This window comes from Pseudomonas sp. GW821-FHT02H09 (genome assembly GCF_059421425.1).
This window is the reverse complement of the sequence record NZ_JBWKVA010000013.1, coordinates 55,701-71,185: the sequence shown is the minus strand read 5'-3', so window position 1 is coordinate 71,185 and position 15,485 is coordinate 55,701. Positions and strand designations below refer to the sequence as shown.

Annotated in this window: 15 protein-coding genes; 3 read left to right on the top strand and 12 right to left on the bottom strand. The window is 55.8% G+C overall.

The genetic code is table 11. The features are described from left to right. Window positions 1–28: 28 nt before the first annotated feature. On the top strand, window positions 29–1,186 hold the full coding sequence (locus tag AC07VR_RS18310) for a Gfo/Idh/MocA family protein (RefSeq protein ID WP_495012082.1): 1,158 nt from the start codon (window positions 29–31) through the stop codon (window positions 1,184–1,186). 70 nt (window positions 1,187–1,256) lie between these two features. On the opposite strand, the gene AC07VR_RS18305 is transcribed toward AC07VR_RS18310, so the two are convergent. From AC07VR_RS18305 to AC07VR_RS18280, 6 genes are all read right to left on the bottom strand, one after another. Next, entirely contained in the window at window positions 1,257–2,267 is a 1,011-nt protein-coding gene (locus tag AC07VR_RS18305) for a fumarylacetoacetate hydrolase family protein (RefSeq protein ID WP_495012081.1), read from the bottom strand. Window positions 2,268–2,277: 10 nt separating this feature from the next. Beyond that, window positions 2,278–3,468 carry an acyl-CoA dehydrogenase family protein gene (locus AC07VR_RS18300; protein ID WP_495012080.1) on the bottom strand — a complete coding sequence of 397 codons (1,191 nt, stop codon included), beginning with the start codon at window positions 3,466–3,468 and terminating at the stop codon, window positions 2,278–2,280. 10 nt (window positions 3,469–3,478) lie between these two features. Next, entirely contained in the window at window positions 3,479–4,678 is a 1,200-nt protein-coding gene (locus tag AC07VR_RS18295; RefSeq protein ID WP_495012079.1) for an acyl-CoA dehydrogenase family protein, read from the bottom strand. Between the two features lie 54 nt (window positions 4,679–4,732). Then, a complete protein-coding gene (locus tag AC07VR_RS18290; protein ID WP_495012078.1) occupies window positions 4,733–6,859 on the bottom strand; it encodes a PQQ-dependent dehydrogenase, methanol/ethanol family in 2,127 nt (708 codons plus the stop codon). Window positions 6,860–7,087: 228 nt separating this feature from the next. Then, entirely contained in the window at window positions 7,088–8,314 is a 1,227-nt protein-coding gene (locus AC07VR_RS18285) for an amidohydrolase family protein (protein ID WP_495012077.1), read from the bottom strand. Between the two features lie 33 nt (window positions 8,315–8,347). Next, on the bottom strand, window positions 8,348–9,136 hold the full coding sequence (locus tag AC07VR_RS18280; protein WP_495012076.1) for a cyclase family protein: 789 nt from the start codon (window positions 9,134–9,136) through the stop codon (window positions 8,348–8,350). Window positions 9,137–9,376: 240 nt separating this feature from the next. On the opposite strand from AC07VR_RS18280, the gene AC07VR_RS18275 reads away from it, so the two are divergent. Continuing rightward, the gene (locus tag AC07VR_RS18275) at window positions 9,377–10,180 is read left to right on the top strand and encodes an enoyl-CoA hydratase/isomerase family protein (protein WP_495012075.1); all 804 of its coding nucleotides are present in this window, start codon (window positions 9,377–9,379) and stop codon (window positions 10,178–10,180) included. Window positions 10,181–10,231: 51 nt separating this feature from the next. On the opposite strand, the gene AC07VR_RS18270 is transcribed toward AC07VR_RS18275, so the two are convergent. From AC07VR_RS18270 to AC07VR_RS18260, 3 genes are read right to left on the bottom strand one after another with little or no spacing between them, the layout of a single operon-like run. After that, entirely contained in the window at window positions 10,232–10,462 is a 231-nt protein-coding gene (locus AC07VR_RS18270) for a biotin/lipoyl-containing protein (protein ID WP_495012074.1), read from the bottom strand. Between the two features lie 31 nt (window positions 10,463–10,493). After that, entirely contained in the window at window positions 10,494–11,414 is a 921-nt protein-coding gene (locus AC07VR_RS18265; RefSeq protein ID WP_495012073.1) for a crotonase/enoyl-CoA hydratase family protein, read from the bottom strand. Between the two features lie 36 nt (window positions 11,415–11,450). Then, window positions 11,451–12,254 (bottom strand): enoyl-CoA hydratase/isomerase family protein, encoded by an 804-nt coding sequence (locus AC07VR_RS18260; RefSeq protein WP_495012072.1) that lies wholly within the window; start codon window positions 12,252–12,254, stop codon window positions 11,451–11,453. A 237-nt stretch (window positions 12,255–12,491) separates the two neighbouring features. Here AC07VR_RS18260 and folE point away from each other — a divergent pair, with 237 nt between their 5' ends. Next, the gene (gene folE, locus AC07VR_RS18255) at window positions 12,492–13,034 is read left to right on the top strand and encodes a GTP cyclohydrolase I FolE (protein ID WP_495012071.1); all 543 of its coding nucleotides are present in this window, start codon (window positions 12,492–12,494) and stop codon (window positions 13,032–13,034) included. A gap of 75 nt (window positions 13,035–13,109) precedes the next feature. Here folE and AC07VR_RS18250 read toward each other — a convergent pair whose 3' ends face one another. From AC07VR_RS18250 to AC07VR_RS18240, 3 genes are all read right to left on the bottom strand, one after another. Continuing rightward, complete coding sequence (locus tag AC07VR_RS18250; RefSeq protein ID WP_495012070.1) at window positions 13,110–13,868, bottom strand: pteridine reductase; 759 nt, start codon at window positions 13,866–13,868, stop codon at window positions 13,110–13,112. Window positions 13,869–13,893: 25 nt separating this feature from the next. Beyond that, the gene (locus AC07VR_RS18245) at window positions 13,894–14,646 is read right to left on the bottom strand and encodes a 2-oxo acid dehydrogenase subunit E2 (RefSeq protein ID WP_495012069.1); all 753 of its coding nucleotides are present in this window, start codon (window positions 14,644–14,646) and stop codon (window positions 13,894–13,896) included. 99 nt (window positions 14,647–14,745) lie between these two features. Then, complete coding sequence (locus tag AC07VR_RS18240) at window positions 14,746–15,447, bottom strand: SDR family NAD(P)-dependent oxidoreductase (RefSeq protein WP_495012068.1); 702 nt, start codon at window positions 15,445–15,447, stop codon at window positions 14,746–14,748. Between the last annotated feature and the right edge of the window lie 38 nt (window positions 15,448–15,485).

Sequence of the window (15,485 nt, the reverse complement as noted above, 5' to 3'; positions counted from 1 at the left end):
ATGGCCGGCATTGACCTGGAAAATGACAATGAAAGAACAGGAAAAACTCAGAGTCGGCATCGTCAGCGCCAACTGGGGTGCGATGGCGCATTTACCAGCCTGGCGCGAGCTGCATGAGGACGTCGAGGTTGTAGCGATTTGTACCTCGCGCCAAGAGACCGCCGAGGTCGCGGCGGCTCAGTTCAAAGTACCGCGTCCATTTTGGAGCTACGAAGCAATGTGCGCCGATCCGCACATTGATATTATTGATGCCGGAACAACGCCCGTACTGAGGGAAAAGATCGTCACAGCGGCGCTCAAGAGCGGTAAGCATGTGCTTAACCAGTTGCCGTTCGCGACCTCCGGAGCAGCCGCTGCAGAGTTGGTCGAGCTGCAACAAAGCCAGGGTGTCGTTGGTGCGGCAGCCGCCAGTATCATGGGGCTTCCTCATCTTGCCTTGATGAAAGAGATGATCGACGACGATTACGTGGGCGAGATTTATCAAGTCAACTGCTCTTGGCAGCTTGCCCTTTACCTGGAGATCATTCCCGGCTTTTCGTATTCATGGTTCCGCAAGTCAGGCCTCGGCGTCAGCGTCGCGAGAAACTTCGGTTCGCACATGCTCCATGCCATTCGCCACATCGCTGGCCCCATCACCTCCGTCGTAGCCAATCTAGATACCAAACTCAAGCACTGGAATGTGCCGGGCGAAGGTGTGATGCCCGTCGAAACCGAAGACACCTGCCACGCACTACTAAAATTTACCAACGGTGCATCAGGAAGTTTAGTGACGTCGTGGACTGCCGCCGACAGCCCAGGCTTCACACTCGAAGTGCTGGGCAGTAAGGGGCGTTTAAAACTCAGTGCGCTACGCTACCCAGATATGACTTCGGCAGAACTGTATGCATCAAAGGGCATGCCGACGATGTCCCCCTCCGGTGATCTCGTCGAGGTCCCAGCACACCTGCTGTCGGTAGGTGACCGCCTGATTTCTCAGCCCCCTCCAGACGCGGCAATTGGTGGCCAGCATTTGTCGCTGACACGGATTTTCTATGGGTTTGTTCAGGCCATTCGCACCGGCAGTGAACCCTTGCCCGGATTCGCTCGCGCAATGGAAGTCCAGCACTTGGTGGATGCGCTGTATCAATCGAATGCTACGGGAGCCTGGGTAAACGTGAGTAAAGATGGAAAGGCCATGCTGAGGTAATGAAGCACCAGTAGGCGGGCCAGTTATGGATAGCTATCCATAACTGGCCCGCCTACCACTCACTGACAAGCTACTCACGACTGACAACCGACTGTTCAATCGCACCGAAGATCGTGCGTCCTTGATTGTCATTCATCCAGATCCGGACTTTGTCGCCACGCTTCAGATAGGGTGTCAGAGGCTCGCCGCGCAACAGTGTCTCAACGGAGCGGATTTCAGCAATGCAACTGTAGCCCTGCCCACCCTCGGCTATAGTTGCACCCGGTCCGCCATCTAGGCCCCGATTGGAGACCGTGCCCGAACCAACCATTGTTCCCGCCACGAGATTGCGGGTCCTGGCGACGTGGGCGATCAGCTCGCCGAAATCGAAGGTCATGTCGATTCCGGCGTCGGCGCACCCGAATGATGCGCCATTGAACTCGACATTCAAGGGACCGTGCAGCTTACCGTCACGCCAGCGATCGCCAAGCTCTTCAGGTGTCACGAAGACCGGCGAGACAGCACAAGCGGGCTTGGACTGGACAAAACCAAAACCCTTGGCCAGTTCCGTCGGGATCAATGAACGCAACGAAACGTCATTGAGAAGGCCTACGAGGACGATGCCTCGCAACGCTTGCTCCCTACTTGCACCTGCCGGGATGTCACCCGTCACCACCACGACCTCCCCTTCGAAATCACAACCCCAGGTTTCGTCTGCGAGCACAATGCCCGACCGTGCAGCAAGCATTTCATCGGATGCACCTTGGTACATCAGTGGCTCGACCCAGTACGACTCTGGCATTTCCGCCCCGCGAGCCTTCCTGACGAGGTCCACATGATTGACGTAAGCCGATCCATCAACCCATTGATAAGCCCGGGGCAGTGGAGCAGCCAGTTCTGATTGATCCAGCGGATAAGAAGGTGCCTCACCCCCCGTCAGCTCAACTGAAAGTTGGCGCAATCGGGGTGCGATGTTAGACCAGTCATCCAGCGCCGATTGCAGCGTAGCTACTATATGATCGGCAGGCGTATAGAAAGCCAGGTCGCCACTGACAACGATCAATCTGCCGTCGCGCCCTTGTCGCAGAGAGGCCAGCTTCATACTCCGACCTCTATGCTTCGCAGGTCGGCCTGAGCGTATGAGTGTGCCTGGAATTGAGATATCGGCGACACGTCGCCCCCCCCAGAACTAAGTCACCCAAGAGCTTGACGTGAACATGCGTATCACCGTGACATTTCTCGATTCGACAGAGAAAGCGATGATGATGGCCGATGGCGAACTCGTCTGTCAGGCCATAACCACCATGCAGTTGTATACCTGAACTGGAAACCATGAGACCGGCCTGACCGATGATCAGTTTGGCAGCCGAAATAGCCGCCTGACGCACACTTCGGCCCAAATCGAATTTCGATAAGGCGTAATACAGCATGGAGCGCGCGTTATGCGCCTCGACTAGCATGTCCGCCATAGTGTGCTGCAAAACCTGAAACTTGCCGATTGGCTGGCCGAATTGTGTACGCACCTTCAGGTACTCGCTGCACAACTCCAGACAGGCCTCCATCGACCCAACGGCTGCAGCAAGTGCGGCAACCGTGACACGTGCCTGGGCATCCTCGATCAGTAGCGCGGCAATCTCTCCACGCGCGACGATATTGAGTTCGTCCAGTTCGAGGTTGTCCAGGGTAAGGTCTGCTGCGCGGGTACCGTCGATCAAGGAGTACCCCTGAATAGACAGGCCGACGACATCAGCCGGGACCATCGCAATCAGCGACTGCGAGCGGTCGGTTGAAGAGGCTGTCACTAGATACGCCTGCACGCCATCGCCATCCATCACCAACAGCTTCTTGCCATTGAGACGATAGCGTCCATTCACCACTTCGTAAGTTGTGTTCCGCGGCGCAACCGTCTCCATACGTTCACCCGGTTCTAGGTGTGCGAATGCAAGCCGTGCGCCCTGCAATATTACGCTTTCAACCCAATCTGTACGCCCGCTCCATTTTGAATCAGCGAGAAGCCGAGCACACAATACAGCGCTGGAGAGGATCGGAGATGTGCACATTCCACGCCCTAATTCGACCAACAACAGCGCCACGTCGGTCATGGTGCCGCCTAGCCCGCCCTCCTCTTCGGGGATACATAACGCAGGCCACCCAAGCTCAACCATTTGCGACCAGAGCTGACCGTCATCGCCTTCGCCACGGCTGATCCTCTCACGTCGGCGTTCCAGTACACCGAACTGTTTCACCAGGCGTTCAGCACTGGCACGCACCATGGCTTGTTCATCAGTGAGATTGAAGTACATTAGATGACCCTTAGAAATTGAAGGCTGTCTTGCTTAAGATGTTCTTCTGGATTTGCTCGGTTCCGCCGTAGATGGTCGACGCGCGGGCTGTCAGCGCGGCGCTCATTCGACCACGTACATGCCCGGGCCATCGCGAATCGTATTCGCCATCAATCAGGTGCGGGTCAAAGTAACGAATGGAGCGAACACCCAGCATATCGACCTGCAACTGCGTGATCGCCTGTTGCAGGCGTGAACCCGTAACTTTCAGGATCGAGGGCGCGATCATCGGCCCATAGGAACTGTGCTCGTTCCCCAATACGCGCAACACCGACCACTCCAGTGCAGTCACCTGCGCATCAAGTTGCGCCAGGCGCATGCGAAACTCCGGATTTTCAAGTAGCGGCTTGCCGTCCTGGTACTCGATCGCTGCCAGCTCCTTGGCTCGCCTGAGCTCTCGTTTATTGAAGTAGACGAAAGAACTCACTGTCCGCTCATGTTCGAGCAACGCCTTTGCATAGCTCCAGCCGTGGCCCGCCTCGCCCACGAGGTTCTCGACAGGAACCAGCACATCTTCCAGGAATACCTCGCACACATGGGCCTCGCCGCTGATCTGCGGGATACGCCGCACCGTAATGCCGGGGCTCTGCATATCGATCAGCAGGAACGAGATGTTCTGCTGAGGCTTGGCGTGCTGTTCGGATTTCACCAGGAAGAAGCCCCACTGTGCTTCGAAAGCACCGCTGGTCCAGATCTTCTGCCCATTAACGCGATAATGATCACCTTCCAGCACTGCGGTGGTTTTCAAACTGACAAGATCCGAGCCCGAGCCGGGCTCCGAGAATCCTTGGCACCAGATGTATTCGCCCTCGCGGATTGCTGGCAGGAACCTCTCCTTTTGTTGTGGCGAACCGAACTTGTAAATTATCGGGCCGGCCATATGCGTACTGACCCAGTGAAATTCCGGTGCATCCGCATGGTTCAGTTCTTCGGAGAAAATATGCATCTGAAGCGGCGTCCAGCCAGTACCACCATATGCCGGTTCCCAGTGAGGTACCGACCAGCCTTTTTCCGCGAGGATGCCCATCCAGCGAAGCGTATCCTGTGTATCGGACGTCAGTGTCATGATGTTGCGTTGGCGCTCGGCAATATCCGAAGGCAGATGCTCTACCAGGAAGCGACGCACCTCGGCCCGAAACTGCTCATCGGCCACGCTCAATGCCAAATCCATAAATTGCTCCTGTGCGCATGTGCTGCTGATACGTTGAAAATCAAACTTCAATCCTCAAAGGCTTCCGGCACCGCCCTCGTCCGCCGTTGCGCCTTGTGCAAGGTGCTGCTGACGCAGTAGGTCGGCCTGGCTGCGAATGTACTGACGAAGATCCTGAAGTTGATCGGGCTTGAACTCGCCGAACTTCGGCATTCCATTGCTCAGCAACAGTCCTTCTTTGACGACTCCGGCAAAGCCCTCGGCAGATAGCGGGAAGAACGATTTGCGTAGGTCCGGTGCAAACCCTGAGCTGATCACGTTGTAGCCGTGACAGACCGCGCAGTTCGACAGGTAGGTCATTTCTCCGCGCAGGCCGCTTTCCGGTTGCGCAGCGTAGGTTGGATCTTCGGGCAGCGGCACAGGCGCTACAACCGTTTCCGGGAGCACCGCATTACCTCCTATGGCAAAGGTCAGGACACGCCGTTGCATCGCGTGGTAATCACGCGCATACGGTTCTATGGGCTTGCCAATCAACGCAGCACTAGTACCCTGCCCCGTCAGCACTGAGATGTACTGGATATTGCCCGCCCGATAGGTAATAGGGGGCGCGATGATCGGTGCCCCTGCCTGGAAGCTCCAAGCCAACTGACCGGTATCCGCGGCATAAGCGTTGAAGGTGCCGTCCAGACTGCCACTGAATACCAACCCTCCCGCAGTAGCCATCACACCGCCAGCCTGAGGCCCTGGCATAGGCCGTGACCAGGCGGCTTTCTGGTTCTGGATATCCCACGCCAGTAGCTTGGTTGTGCCATCGAGCGGGTCACTGCTTTCCGGATACGACTCGATAGCCGCTGTCTGCCCTGTACCGTTCGGCTGCATGGCTTTCCACGCATCACCCTTTAGTCCGAAGTTCGACCAGACCGAAGATTTTTCCAGAACGGGGATGTAGGCATAACCGGTTTCCGGGCTAAAAGCCATGGGGTTCCAGCTATGGGCGCCGCGTGAGCTGGGCCAGATGGTGAACTCAGTGTTTTCTGGATAGCGTGCCTGAGGATTTTCAACCGGCCGACCAGTTTTGATGTCAATTTTGCTGGCCCAGTTGACCTTGGCAAAAGGCTCTGCCGAAATCAATTGGCCATTGAGGCGATCGATGACATAGAAAAAGCCGTTTTTTGGCGCTGTAGCCAGCACCTTGCGTGGCTTGCCATCCACCATAATCTCGGCGAATGCCATGTCATGGGTGGCCGTATAATCCCAGCTCTCGCCAGGGTTGATCTGATAGTGCCATTTGTATTGGCCGGTATCGCCATCGAGCGCAACGATCGATGCCAGGAATAGGTTGTCGCCCTTGCCTTCGCTACGTGCCTTATGGTTCCAAGGGGTACCATTGCCGGTACCGATGATCAGCGTGTTGGTTTCCGGATCATAGGACATGGCATTCCATACCGTGCCACCGCCCCCCAGCTCCCACCACTTGCCGTGCCAGGTTTTTGCAGCCATGGCCATGGCATCGTTCTCGAAACCGTCAGCCGGATTGCCAGGTACAACGAACCAGCGCCATGCCTGTTCACCCGTTGTAGCGTCGTAGGCGGTCACGTAGCCGCGCGCACGACTCACGTCGGCACCACCGAATCCGATCACGACCTTGCCATTAAACACACGGGGCGCACCGGTGATGTAGTTGAATCCATTGGGATCAATAGTCATCACGCTCCAGACTTGCGAACCAGTCTTGGCGTCGATAGCGATCAGCCGCCCATCCATCGTACCGACATAGATTTTGCCACCCCACCAGGCCAGCCCCCGCGAGCCCCAGGCATAACGCAACTTAGGCCCTGCCGCTTCGGCCACCTTTGGATCGTGGACCCAAAGTTCCTTGCCCGTGGCCGCGTCTACGGCATGAACGACTGCTTGGCCCTGGACGTAATAGAGCACGCCATCGACCGCTATCGGTTCGCTGACACTGTTGCCCGTTGGCAGATCACGATACCAGGCTAGGTTCAACCGTTTTACCGAGCCTGTATTGACATCTTTCAACGGGCTGAAATGCTGCTGGCCGAAGGTGCGCCCGTAGTTTGCCCAATCGGAACCGTTGCTGTCGTCGCGAAGAAGCGCTGTACTTTCCGGTTCCCGATCACACCCGGCAACCCCCGTGACCAGAACCGCTAGTGCCAACAGCCGGAACAATTTACCTGAGAACATGAACGGCAGACCTCGTGGTGGCAAAGGGCGCGCATGCTGGAAATATCAATATGTGCCCTAGTGCAATGCTTGTTGTTTTTGTTCTGTGGTACTCGTGCAGTGTGTCGTTCAGGATGATTGCAAACACTCCTGCCGACCCCAATTGACGCTGGCACGCCTATCCCTCCCGCAGGTGCGATCAGCGCCCACAAAATCAGGTGCCACATCCCTGTGGCGTTGGGGAGCTGCTCAGTACGGCAAGTCCATAAACCGCATGCCGTTTTCATACATGATCGCGCGAGTCTGCTCGGGCGTGAGTTCAGCGCAGGCTTCCTGGGCAAAAACCTGCGGAGTTTCAACACCCTCGGAATGCGGGTAATCAGAACCCATGAGCAGCCAGTTATAGGCACCGGTCTGCTCGATGATGCCTTTGATGTCGTCTTCCGGGTATGCGACCACTGCAATGTTTTCGAGGAAGATCTGGCTGGGACGCTTCTTCAGTTGCCCGGCCGGCCAATGACCGTTTTTCGCAATACCGCGCACCTTGTCCATCTTCACCAGCATGTCAGGCACCCATTCCGCACCATTTTCTGCCGACAGCAACTTGATCTTCGGAAACCGCTCGAAGAAGTTCCAGAAAATAAAGCTGGAAAGTGTTTCAACAACCGGACGCTCACCGTAGGCGATCATCCAGTTGAACGCGGTCTGCTTCATCCGCGACTGTTGCATCCGCTCGCCCCAGACTGCCATGTGATCTTTCATGTACATAGCTTCGCCAACATGGAAGACGACCCGTACTTCAGCGTCGTTGACCAGTTGCCAGAACGCATCATGGTCGGTGTGCGCAGGTGCGCGACCATTGTAGGGCCCCATCGGCATGAGGATGACGCGCGCGCCCTCCTGGATGCACCACTTCACCTGTTCGATGGCCAGATCCAGGTTCTCCAGGGTGACCACTGGCGCGGCGAAAATCCGGTTGTCGTAGTTGAACGTCCAGTGATCACGCATCCAGGCGTTGTAGGCGTTGAGTACTTTGTACGTCTCTTCCACACCTTCAAGATAAGTGAGCGCTGCCAGCATGTGGCCGATGAAAAGAATGCTCGAGCGCACATCCCACTCGTCGAGCTTCTTCACGCGATCCGCCGGATTGATCATGTCGGGGGTCATCTCGACCCGCAGATCGATGTCGGATTTGCCATCTTTGATCGCGCGTAGCCACTCGTGAAGCTTGCCCGGCGTCGGCACCTTGCCATCGCCATAGTGGTCTGCAGTGATCTCGACTTTGCGATCGCCTACGTGTAGCGCATGACGACCGTCCTCCGCCATGCGAAATTCGATCGTGTACTTTTCCTTCAACTCGGCTGGAAGATATTTAACGAACGCGTCCGACGCCTCGAAAAGGTGAGTGTCAGCATCGAAGATCGGGCCGTCATAGACCTGGCGCACAGGTTGGGTTTTCGCATTTCCTAAGGACATGTGTTCACTCCACTCATCAACGTTGTTGTCGGCTCAGTCATTCAAGATGGCCACTGCACGGGTCCACCCGGCTGAAGCCTTCTTGATCTTTATCGGAAAACACACCACCTGGAATCCAGTCGAGGGCAAAGCCTCTAGGTTGTGCAACTTTTCCATGTGGCAATAAGCTCGCTCGCGTCCCGCCTTGTGCCCCTCCCAAACCAGTGAGTAGTCACCCGACTGCTCTACGCGTTCACTGGTGTACTGAAAAGGCACATCCCAACTCCATGCGTCGATCCCGGTGATTCGCACGCCGCGCTCCAATAAATAGAGGGTTGCGTCGCGCCCCATGCCACAACCGACCTTGAGATAGTCATCATGGCCGTAGCGAGACCCGGCCCGGGTATTCACCAGAACAATGTCAAAGGGCGACAGCTGCCAATCGATGCGTGCCAGCTCTTCCTCGACGTCCTGTGCGGTTACCACGTAGCCGTCAGGCAGATGGCGGAAGTCCAGTTTCACGCCGGGCCGATAGCACCAGTCCAGCGGAATTTCGTCGATCGTCGCTGCGGGCTCGCCCCCCTCGACCAAATCGTGATTCATGGTCGGATGAAAATGATAGGGCGCATCCATGTGCGTGCCGTTGTGGGTAGTCAGCTTGATTCTTTCAATCGCCCATGCCGCTTCTTCAGGCAAATTGCCGGGCTCGAGCTCAGGAAAGAAATGCTGCATGCGCCCGATAGTTTGCGAATGATCCATGTAGGTGATTTCCGGGATCGCAAAAGGCGGGTCACTAATGATTTCATTCTCGATGCAAATCGACAGGTCAACGTACCGCCGCATAACGAGTCCTCTGGGGGCTTCTTGGGAGTCGCAATTTCTAAATTGCATGAATCGATACTAAATCAATCAATTGATTGAGTCAACCAACTGCATTAATATCGACTTAAGCCGTAAAGCCCCCTGTAGCCTCGGAAATAACAGTGTTTTGAGCGTATTTGGAGCACTCTGCACACGGCGACGTACATAAACGTTTGAATTGATCTGAATGCCTGCCATCACAAAAAACGCCAGGAGAATCACATGCCGGAAACTACCCCTAACGAGTTGATCAGCGTCAGCAAGCAGGAGAACGGAATCGCTGTCGTAACCATCACCAATCCGCGGCGGAAAAACGCACTTACCTGGCAGATGCATCGCGACCTTGAGCGCGTATGGGACGACCTCGACTCGGATGACCACGTACGCGCAGTGATTTTGACCGGTGCAGGTGAGGCGTTCTGCACGGGCGCGGACTTCAGCGCGCAGGACATAACACAGGATCAGCAGCAACCACCAAATCGCCCACGCACTCGGGGAGCGCGCCGATTGTTTTGGAGCATGCTGGATTTCGAGAAGCCGATCATCGCCAAAGTCCGGGGGCCGGCATATGGGCTCGGCGCGAGCATAGCCGTGGCTGCAGACATCGTGATCGCCGGCGAGGATGCAGTTTTCTGCGACTCCCACGTCAAGGCCGGTATCGCGCCAGGTGATGGCGGTGCGGCGCTCTGGCCTTTGTTGATCGGTTTCAACAGAGCCAAGGAATATTTGATGACGGGCGATACCATTACGGCGCGCAAAGCGGCAGACATGGGATTGATCAACCATTGCGTTGACAATGACAAGCTCGATGACTTCGTCGAGCAAATGGCGCTTCGGTTGTCGCAAGGTGCACCCCTGGCCGTTTCATACGCCAAACTCTCGGTGAATCTGCTACTGAAACAGCTGATCGGTGGCGCTTTTGAAACGTCGTTGGCCTACGATCTGCTGACTCTATATACCGAGGACCATGCCGAGGGCATGCAGGCGTTTCGTGAGAGACGACAGCCCCGGTTTAAGGGCTGTTAAAAAATCGAAGCCCTGTGGCGGATTGACCGCCGCCGCAGGGCAATCAGTAAGCTATTCGATGACTGCCAAAACCGTTCCCACGTCATAGGTTTCGTTAGTCGCAACCCGAATTCTCAATGTGCCAGACGCCGGGCTTTCAACCTCTTGAGTGGATTTGTCACTCTCCAGCGAGAACAAGGGCTCCCCTTGTTTTACCTGCCCACCATCAGCCACCAGCCACTCCGACAGCGTGCCCTCAGTCATTGAAAAGCCAATTTTTGGAAGAATCACTTCAACGGCCATTTTCGTCCTCGCATTATGATTAACGTATTGTTCAACGGCGCTGAAGTGTCCGCGCACGCAGGGTAATCTTGCCGTCGCCAAATGGCGCATCGCGGTTCTTGAGCGCCTCGCGCAGCCCAGTCTCTGTCACATCCTTGCGGAATTGGGTACGCCGCGGGCCGGTAGACAAATGCGCCATCGCATCCTGCTCCACGGCATATCGCTGCGAAATACGCGCCCCCGCCAGTTCCAGCTGACGATTGACGACCCGCTTGTGGGTTGCGAGGATCTCGGCATCTACGGCGGCGATGCGTCGTACCAGTTGTTCGACTTGTTCATCGAGCTCTTCTGCTGGGTAGGACTCCAGCACAAGCCCGAGGCACGCGGCATCAAGACCACTGACGGTATCTCCAGTGAACAGCATGCGCTTGGTCCATTGCGGCCCGCAGTGGTACATCCAGAAGTTGTTCGGAGGCGTACCGTTAGCACGTGCGGCCGGGAATCCGATCCGTGCATCCTCGGCAGCCAGGACGATATCGCATGAGAACGCCAGGTCAGTACCGCCAGCCAAGCAGTTGCCCTTGATGCTGGCAACGACCGGCTTGTGTAGATCGAAAATGATCGACATGTAATCCTGCTGCCGCTCCAGCGCCCAGATGTCATCGTCGAGCCTGCTGGTTCCGCTACGATAGAGATCGGCACCAGGTTGATCGCTCGCCTCCCGACCACCGCCACCATACCCGTCAGATAAGTCGTAACCGGCGCAAAAGTCCTTGCCAGCAGCACTCAGAAGGATGGCATTCACGTCCAGACGGTCATCGGCTTCGAGAAACGCGGAGTGAAGTTCTTTGAGCGTCTTCATACTCAGCGCGTTACGCTTTTCCGGACGATTCAAAGTGATAAACGCAATATGATCCTTGACCTCAAAGGTAATATTGTCGGTTGTTTTGAGCCACTTGCGACTTTCGGACATGTCCTACTCCCTTATTAACCACGCGTGCGTTTCGGCTTACCGCTGATGGAATTCCGGTTTGCGTTTATCCACCATGGACCTGCGCTTCTCAGCAGCATCCTCAGTACTCTGACTCATGAAAATGCCCCGATTTTCCAGCTCGATCGCTGATTCGAGGCTGCTGACATCGGCGTTTTGCCACATCGACTGTTTGGTGATGTCAATGCCGATCGGGCAGTTCAGCATGATCTGCCCGGCGAGCTCCAAAGCCTGGACCTGAAGTATTTCGTCAGGTACAGACCTCAGGATCATGCCGATAGCCGCTGCTTCGTCCGCCATGATCTGCCGGCCCGTGAGCATGATTTCTGCCGCTCGCTGATAGCCGACAAGACGCGGCAGCATGTAGCTGAAACCCAGTTCGTGGCCTGTCCCCATGTTGTGGAAGGCATTGACGAATTTGGAGGATTGCGCAGCGATACACAGATCTGCCGCCAGTGCGATGGAGTAACCCAGGCCCGCCGTCGCACCGTTCACTGCAACGATCACCGGTTGTGGCAACTTGCGCATCAACAACGGCACTGATCCCAACTTGGCCATCACTGCCCGAATGCGCTGGGCCTTGCCCACAGACTCGTCCACCCAGCCCGGCAATCCGCTAGCTCGCGTGTCCAGGCCCGCACAAAAACGCTCTCCAGCACCGGTGATAATGACCACCCGCACAGAAAGATCGAAGCGCACCTCTTCAAGCGTTGCGATGAAGGTTTCGATCATGTCGAACGTAAACGCATTCAACGATTCAGGGCGATTGAGGGTCAGGCGAACTATGCCCTCAGCGGGCCTATCGATCTGTATTGCACTCACCTTGTCGCCTCCCGGACGGCAGCACGCTCTGAACGTATCGAGCATGAATTCTTGTTATGAAGGTCACGCGCCAAAGACTACCGAAACGACGTGGCTTTGGAGCTACCTGAAATAGGTATCCGGAGGGTAGCCAAGCGGATATTTACTGTCAATCGATTGATTGAATCAAATGAATGATGCATTGTTGCAAAGGCCACCTTTATGGCCATACCACCCGCGCTTCCCGGAAGGAAAGATATGAAAGCAGAGTATTCCCGTATCATCGTTGCTGTAGGCGAAGACATCACACGCCCTGGTTTGAAGGACACCCCTGATCGCGCCGCTGAGGCCATGCGATACCTTACCCGGGGTTACAGCCAGACTCTGGAAGAGGTCATCAATGGCGCGCTGTTCCCTTCTGATTGCAGCGAGATGGTTCTGGTCAAGGATGTCGAACTCTATTCGTTGTGCGAGCACCATCTGCTGCCGTTTGTGGGTAAGGCACATATCGCCTACATTCCCACCGGTCGCGTGCTCGGGCTGTCAAAGCTGGCACGGATCGTCGATATGTTCGCTCGCCGTTTTCAGATTCAGGAACAGCTCACCATGCAGATTGCCGAGACTATCGCTGAAGTCACTAACGCCGCCGGCGTAGGCGTGATCATCGAAGCCACGCACATGTGCATGATGATGCGCGGGGTCGAAAAGCAGAACTCCAGCATGAAGACCTCCGCCATGCTGGGAGAATTCAGAACCAACCCCAGCACCCGCTCCGAATTTCTTTCGTTGATTGCTCATTGATGCGGAACGGGTGGGGCAACCTCTTAGAAGGACCTGTCGTACCCACTTCCACGGAACCGGTATTATTTTGAGCGACTAGCTCACCAGTGACCGGCCGCCGTCAACAGCGATGATCTGTCCGGTGATATAAGGCGCATCAGTCACCAGGAATCGTATCGTTCTTGCAATGTCCCTGGGCGTGCCAAGCCGATTGAGGGCGATCTTGCCGAGGATCGTCTGCTTGTTGTCATCGCTAAGCTCCCCTTCGTTTTCAGGCCAGAGGATCGCTCCGGGGGCGACTCCATTAACCCGAACATCGGGTGCCAAATCCTTCGCCAGCGATTGGGTCAGCATGATGTTGCCGGCCTTCGCTGCGCAGTACACCGGGTGTTGCGAAAGGGGGCGATCAGCGTGGACATCGGCGATGTTGATAATGGAGCCCTGGCGCGATCTCAGCTCAGTTGCCAGTGCCTGGCTCAAGAAAAGAGGCGCCTTGAGGTTGGTGCCGATCAGATCATCCCACTCGTGGGCGGTGATACTTCCCACCGGCGTCGGATAGAAACTTGACGCATTGTTTACCAATACGTCGAGCCGCCCCCACCTTGCCTGAGCTTCGCGCGCCAGATGCTCCACCTCCTCCATGTTGCAAAGGTTTGCTCTAAGAACATAGGCTGAATCGTCTCGACGCTGATTCAGCATTGCACACAGTGTCTGGGCTTGATCGATGGAGTGATTGCAGTGCAGTACGACACGGTAACCAGCCTCGTGCAGCTGCTCGGCCACCACTGCACCAATACGCCGCGCAGCACCTGTGATCAGCGCTACGCCAGCCGATACCTGGCAAGAAGATGTCATGAATTAATACCTCTCAATCTGTCAGCTAAGAAAACATAGCTTCGGAAGCGAGACAGTCAGCGACGAAACGCGTGAAACGCGCAGCATCGGCACCATTAATCAGCCGGTGGTCATAACTGAGGGACAGCGGCATCATTAAACGCCAATCAATGGCATCACTGTCAGCAGCTTTGGCAGGCACGAGTCGATTACGAGTCACTCCCAGAATGGCAACATCCGGAGCATTGATTATCGGAGTGAAACTGGTTCCGCCCAGATGACCCAAAGAGCTCAAAGTAATACAGCTGCCAGACATTTCTGCCAGCGACAAACCCTTGGTTTTGGCTTTCTCTGAAATAGCGGCCAGCTCATATGCAAGCTCACTTACACTTTTCTTTTCACAGTCTCGAATCACTGGCACGAGAAGACCTTGGGGCGTATCCACGGCCACCCCTATGTTGTAGTACTTCTTGAAGACAACAGAGGAGAAGTCGCTGGACAGCGAGCTATTGAAAATCGGAAATTCCTGCAGTGCTGTAACCAGGGCTTTTATCAACAAACTGACAGGCGTGATCTTGCTGTTGCCCTCCTTCGCATTCCATGCTTTTCGACGCGACTCCATCTCGGTGATATCGGCGTCATCGTTATGGGTGACATGGGGAATAAGCGCCCAGTTTCGACTCAGGAAGCTCCCAGTCAAGCCTTGAATCCTTGAAAGTTTTTTTTCTTCGACTTCACCGAAAGACGAGAAGTCGACACTGGGCCAGGGTGCCAGCGGGTAAGTGCGATCAGTTGTCATGAAGACCTCGACGCCGGAGGCCAAAGGATTGACCTCGCTCAGGAAGGAATGATGAAATAGTTGCTGGCGGTCTGATACCGCCAGGCATATTGCGTTTAACTACACCCTGCCGGTCACGGGAATCAGCGCACCGGTAATGCCGCTCGCTCGCGGACTTAACAAAAACAGCACCGCTGCCGCGATGTCCTCAGGTTTCACCCACTGGCTGAAATCGGCATCCGGCATGCTGCTACGATTCGCAGGAGTATCGAGAATAGAAGGAAGCAGCGCATTTACGGTAACGGTACTGTCCCCTTTAACCTCTTCGGCCAAACTTTCGGTGAAGCGCATCACCCCGCTCTTGGAGGCAGCATAAGGCCCCATGCCAGCCCCGGCTTTGACAGCTGCTGCCGCACCAATATTGATGATGCGCCCGGCTTCGGATTGGCGAACGAAAGGCAGGAATGCTTTACTCGCGCTGACGGCGGTCTCGACATTCATTCTGAAAAGACGGCCCCAGGTTTCAAAGCTGCCCTGGGCGAGCGTTTCCCAAGAAAAACCACCAGCAATATTAACCAGTGCATCCGGAGCGCCAACTCGTTCGACAACGTCGTGGGCGACACGAGTTGCTGCTTCATAATCCGCTATATCGACGCTTCCCTGCACATACTCACATTCCCCAAACACTGTCGCCAGTGCTTGAGGAGCATGACTTGCGTAATCAAGCGCCACTACGCTGGCACCGCTGCGCTGCAGCGCCTCGACGACAGCACTGCCCATGAATCCGAATGCGCCTGTGACAACCACGATCTTGTTTTTCATTGTCGTTCTCATTTTTGAATCACCAGAGTGGCTGGCGC

Coding starts and splice junctions, on each gene's coding strand:
- AC07VR_RS18310 (WP_495012082.1), top strand. CDS start 29: ATGAAAGAACAGGAAAAACTCAGAGTCGGCATCGTCAGCGCCAACTGG.
- AC07VR_RS18305 (WP_495012081.1), bottom strand. CDS start 2,267: ATGAAGCTGGCCTCTCTGCGACAAGGGCGCGACGGCAGATTGATCGTT.
- AC07VR_RS18300 (WP_495012080.1), bottom strand. CDS start 3,468: ATGTACTTCAATCTCACTGATGAACAAGCCATGGTGCGTGCCAGTGCT.
- AC07VR_RS18295 (WP_495012079.1), bottom strand. CDS start 4,678: ATGGATTTGGCATTGAGCGTGGCCGATGAGCAGTTTCGGGCCGAGGTG.
- AC07VR_RS18290 (WP_495012078.1), bottom strand. CDS start 6,859: ATGTTCTCAGGTAAATTGTTCCGGCTGTTGGCACTAGCGGTTCTGGTC.
- AC07VR_RS18285 (WP_495012077.1), bottom strand. CDS start 8,314: ATGTCCTTAGGAAATGCGAAAACCCAACCTGTGCGCCAGGTCTATGAC.
- AC07VR_RS18280 (WP_495012076.1), bottom strand. CDS start 9,136: ATGCGGCGGTACGTTGACCTGTCGATTTGCATCGAGAATGAAATCATT.
- AC07VR_RS18275 (WP_495012075.1), top strand. CDS start 9,377: ATGCCGGAAACTACCCCTAACGAGTTGATCAGCGTCAGCAAGCAGGAG.
- AC07VR_RS18270 (WP_495012074.1), bottom strand. CDS start 10,462: ATGGCCGTTGAAGTGATTCTTCCAAAAATTGGCTTTTCAATGACTGAG.
- AC07VR_RS18265 (WP_495012073.1), bottom strand. CDS start 11,414: ATGTCCGAAAGTCGCAAGTGGCTCAAAACAACCGACAATATTACCTTT.
- folE (WP_495012071.1), top strand. CDS start 12,492: ATGAAAGCAGAGTATTCCCGTATCATCGTTGCTGTAGGCGAAGACATC.
- AC07VR_RS18250 (WP_495012070.1), bottom strand. CDS start 13,868: ATGACATCTTCTTGCCAGGTATCGGCTGGCGTAGCGCTGATCACAGGT.
- AC07VR_RS18245 (WP_495012069.1), bottom strand. CDS start 14,646: ATGACAACTGATCGCACTTACCCGCTGGCACCCTGGCCCAGTGTCGAC.
- AC07VR_RS18240 (WP_495012068.1), bottom strand. CDS start 15,447: ATGAAAAACAAGATCGTGGTTGTCACAGGCGCATTCGGATTCATGGGC.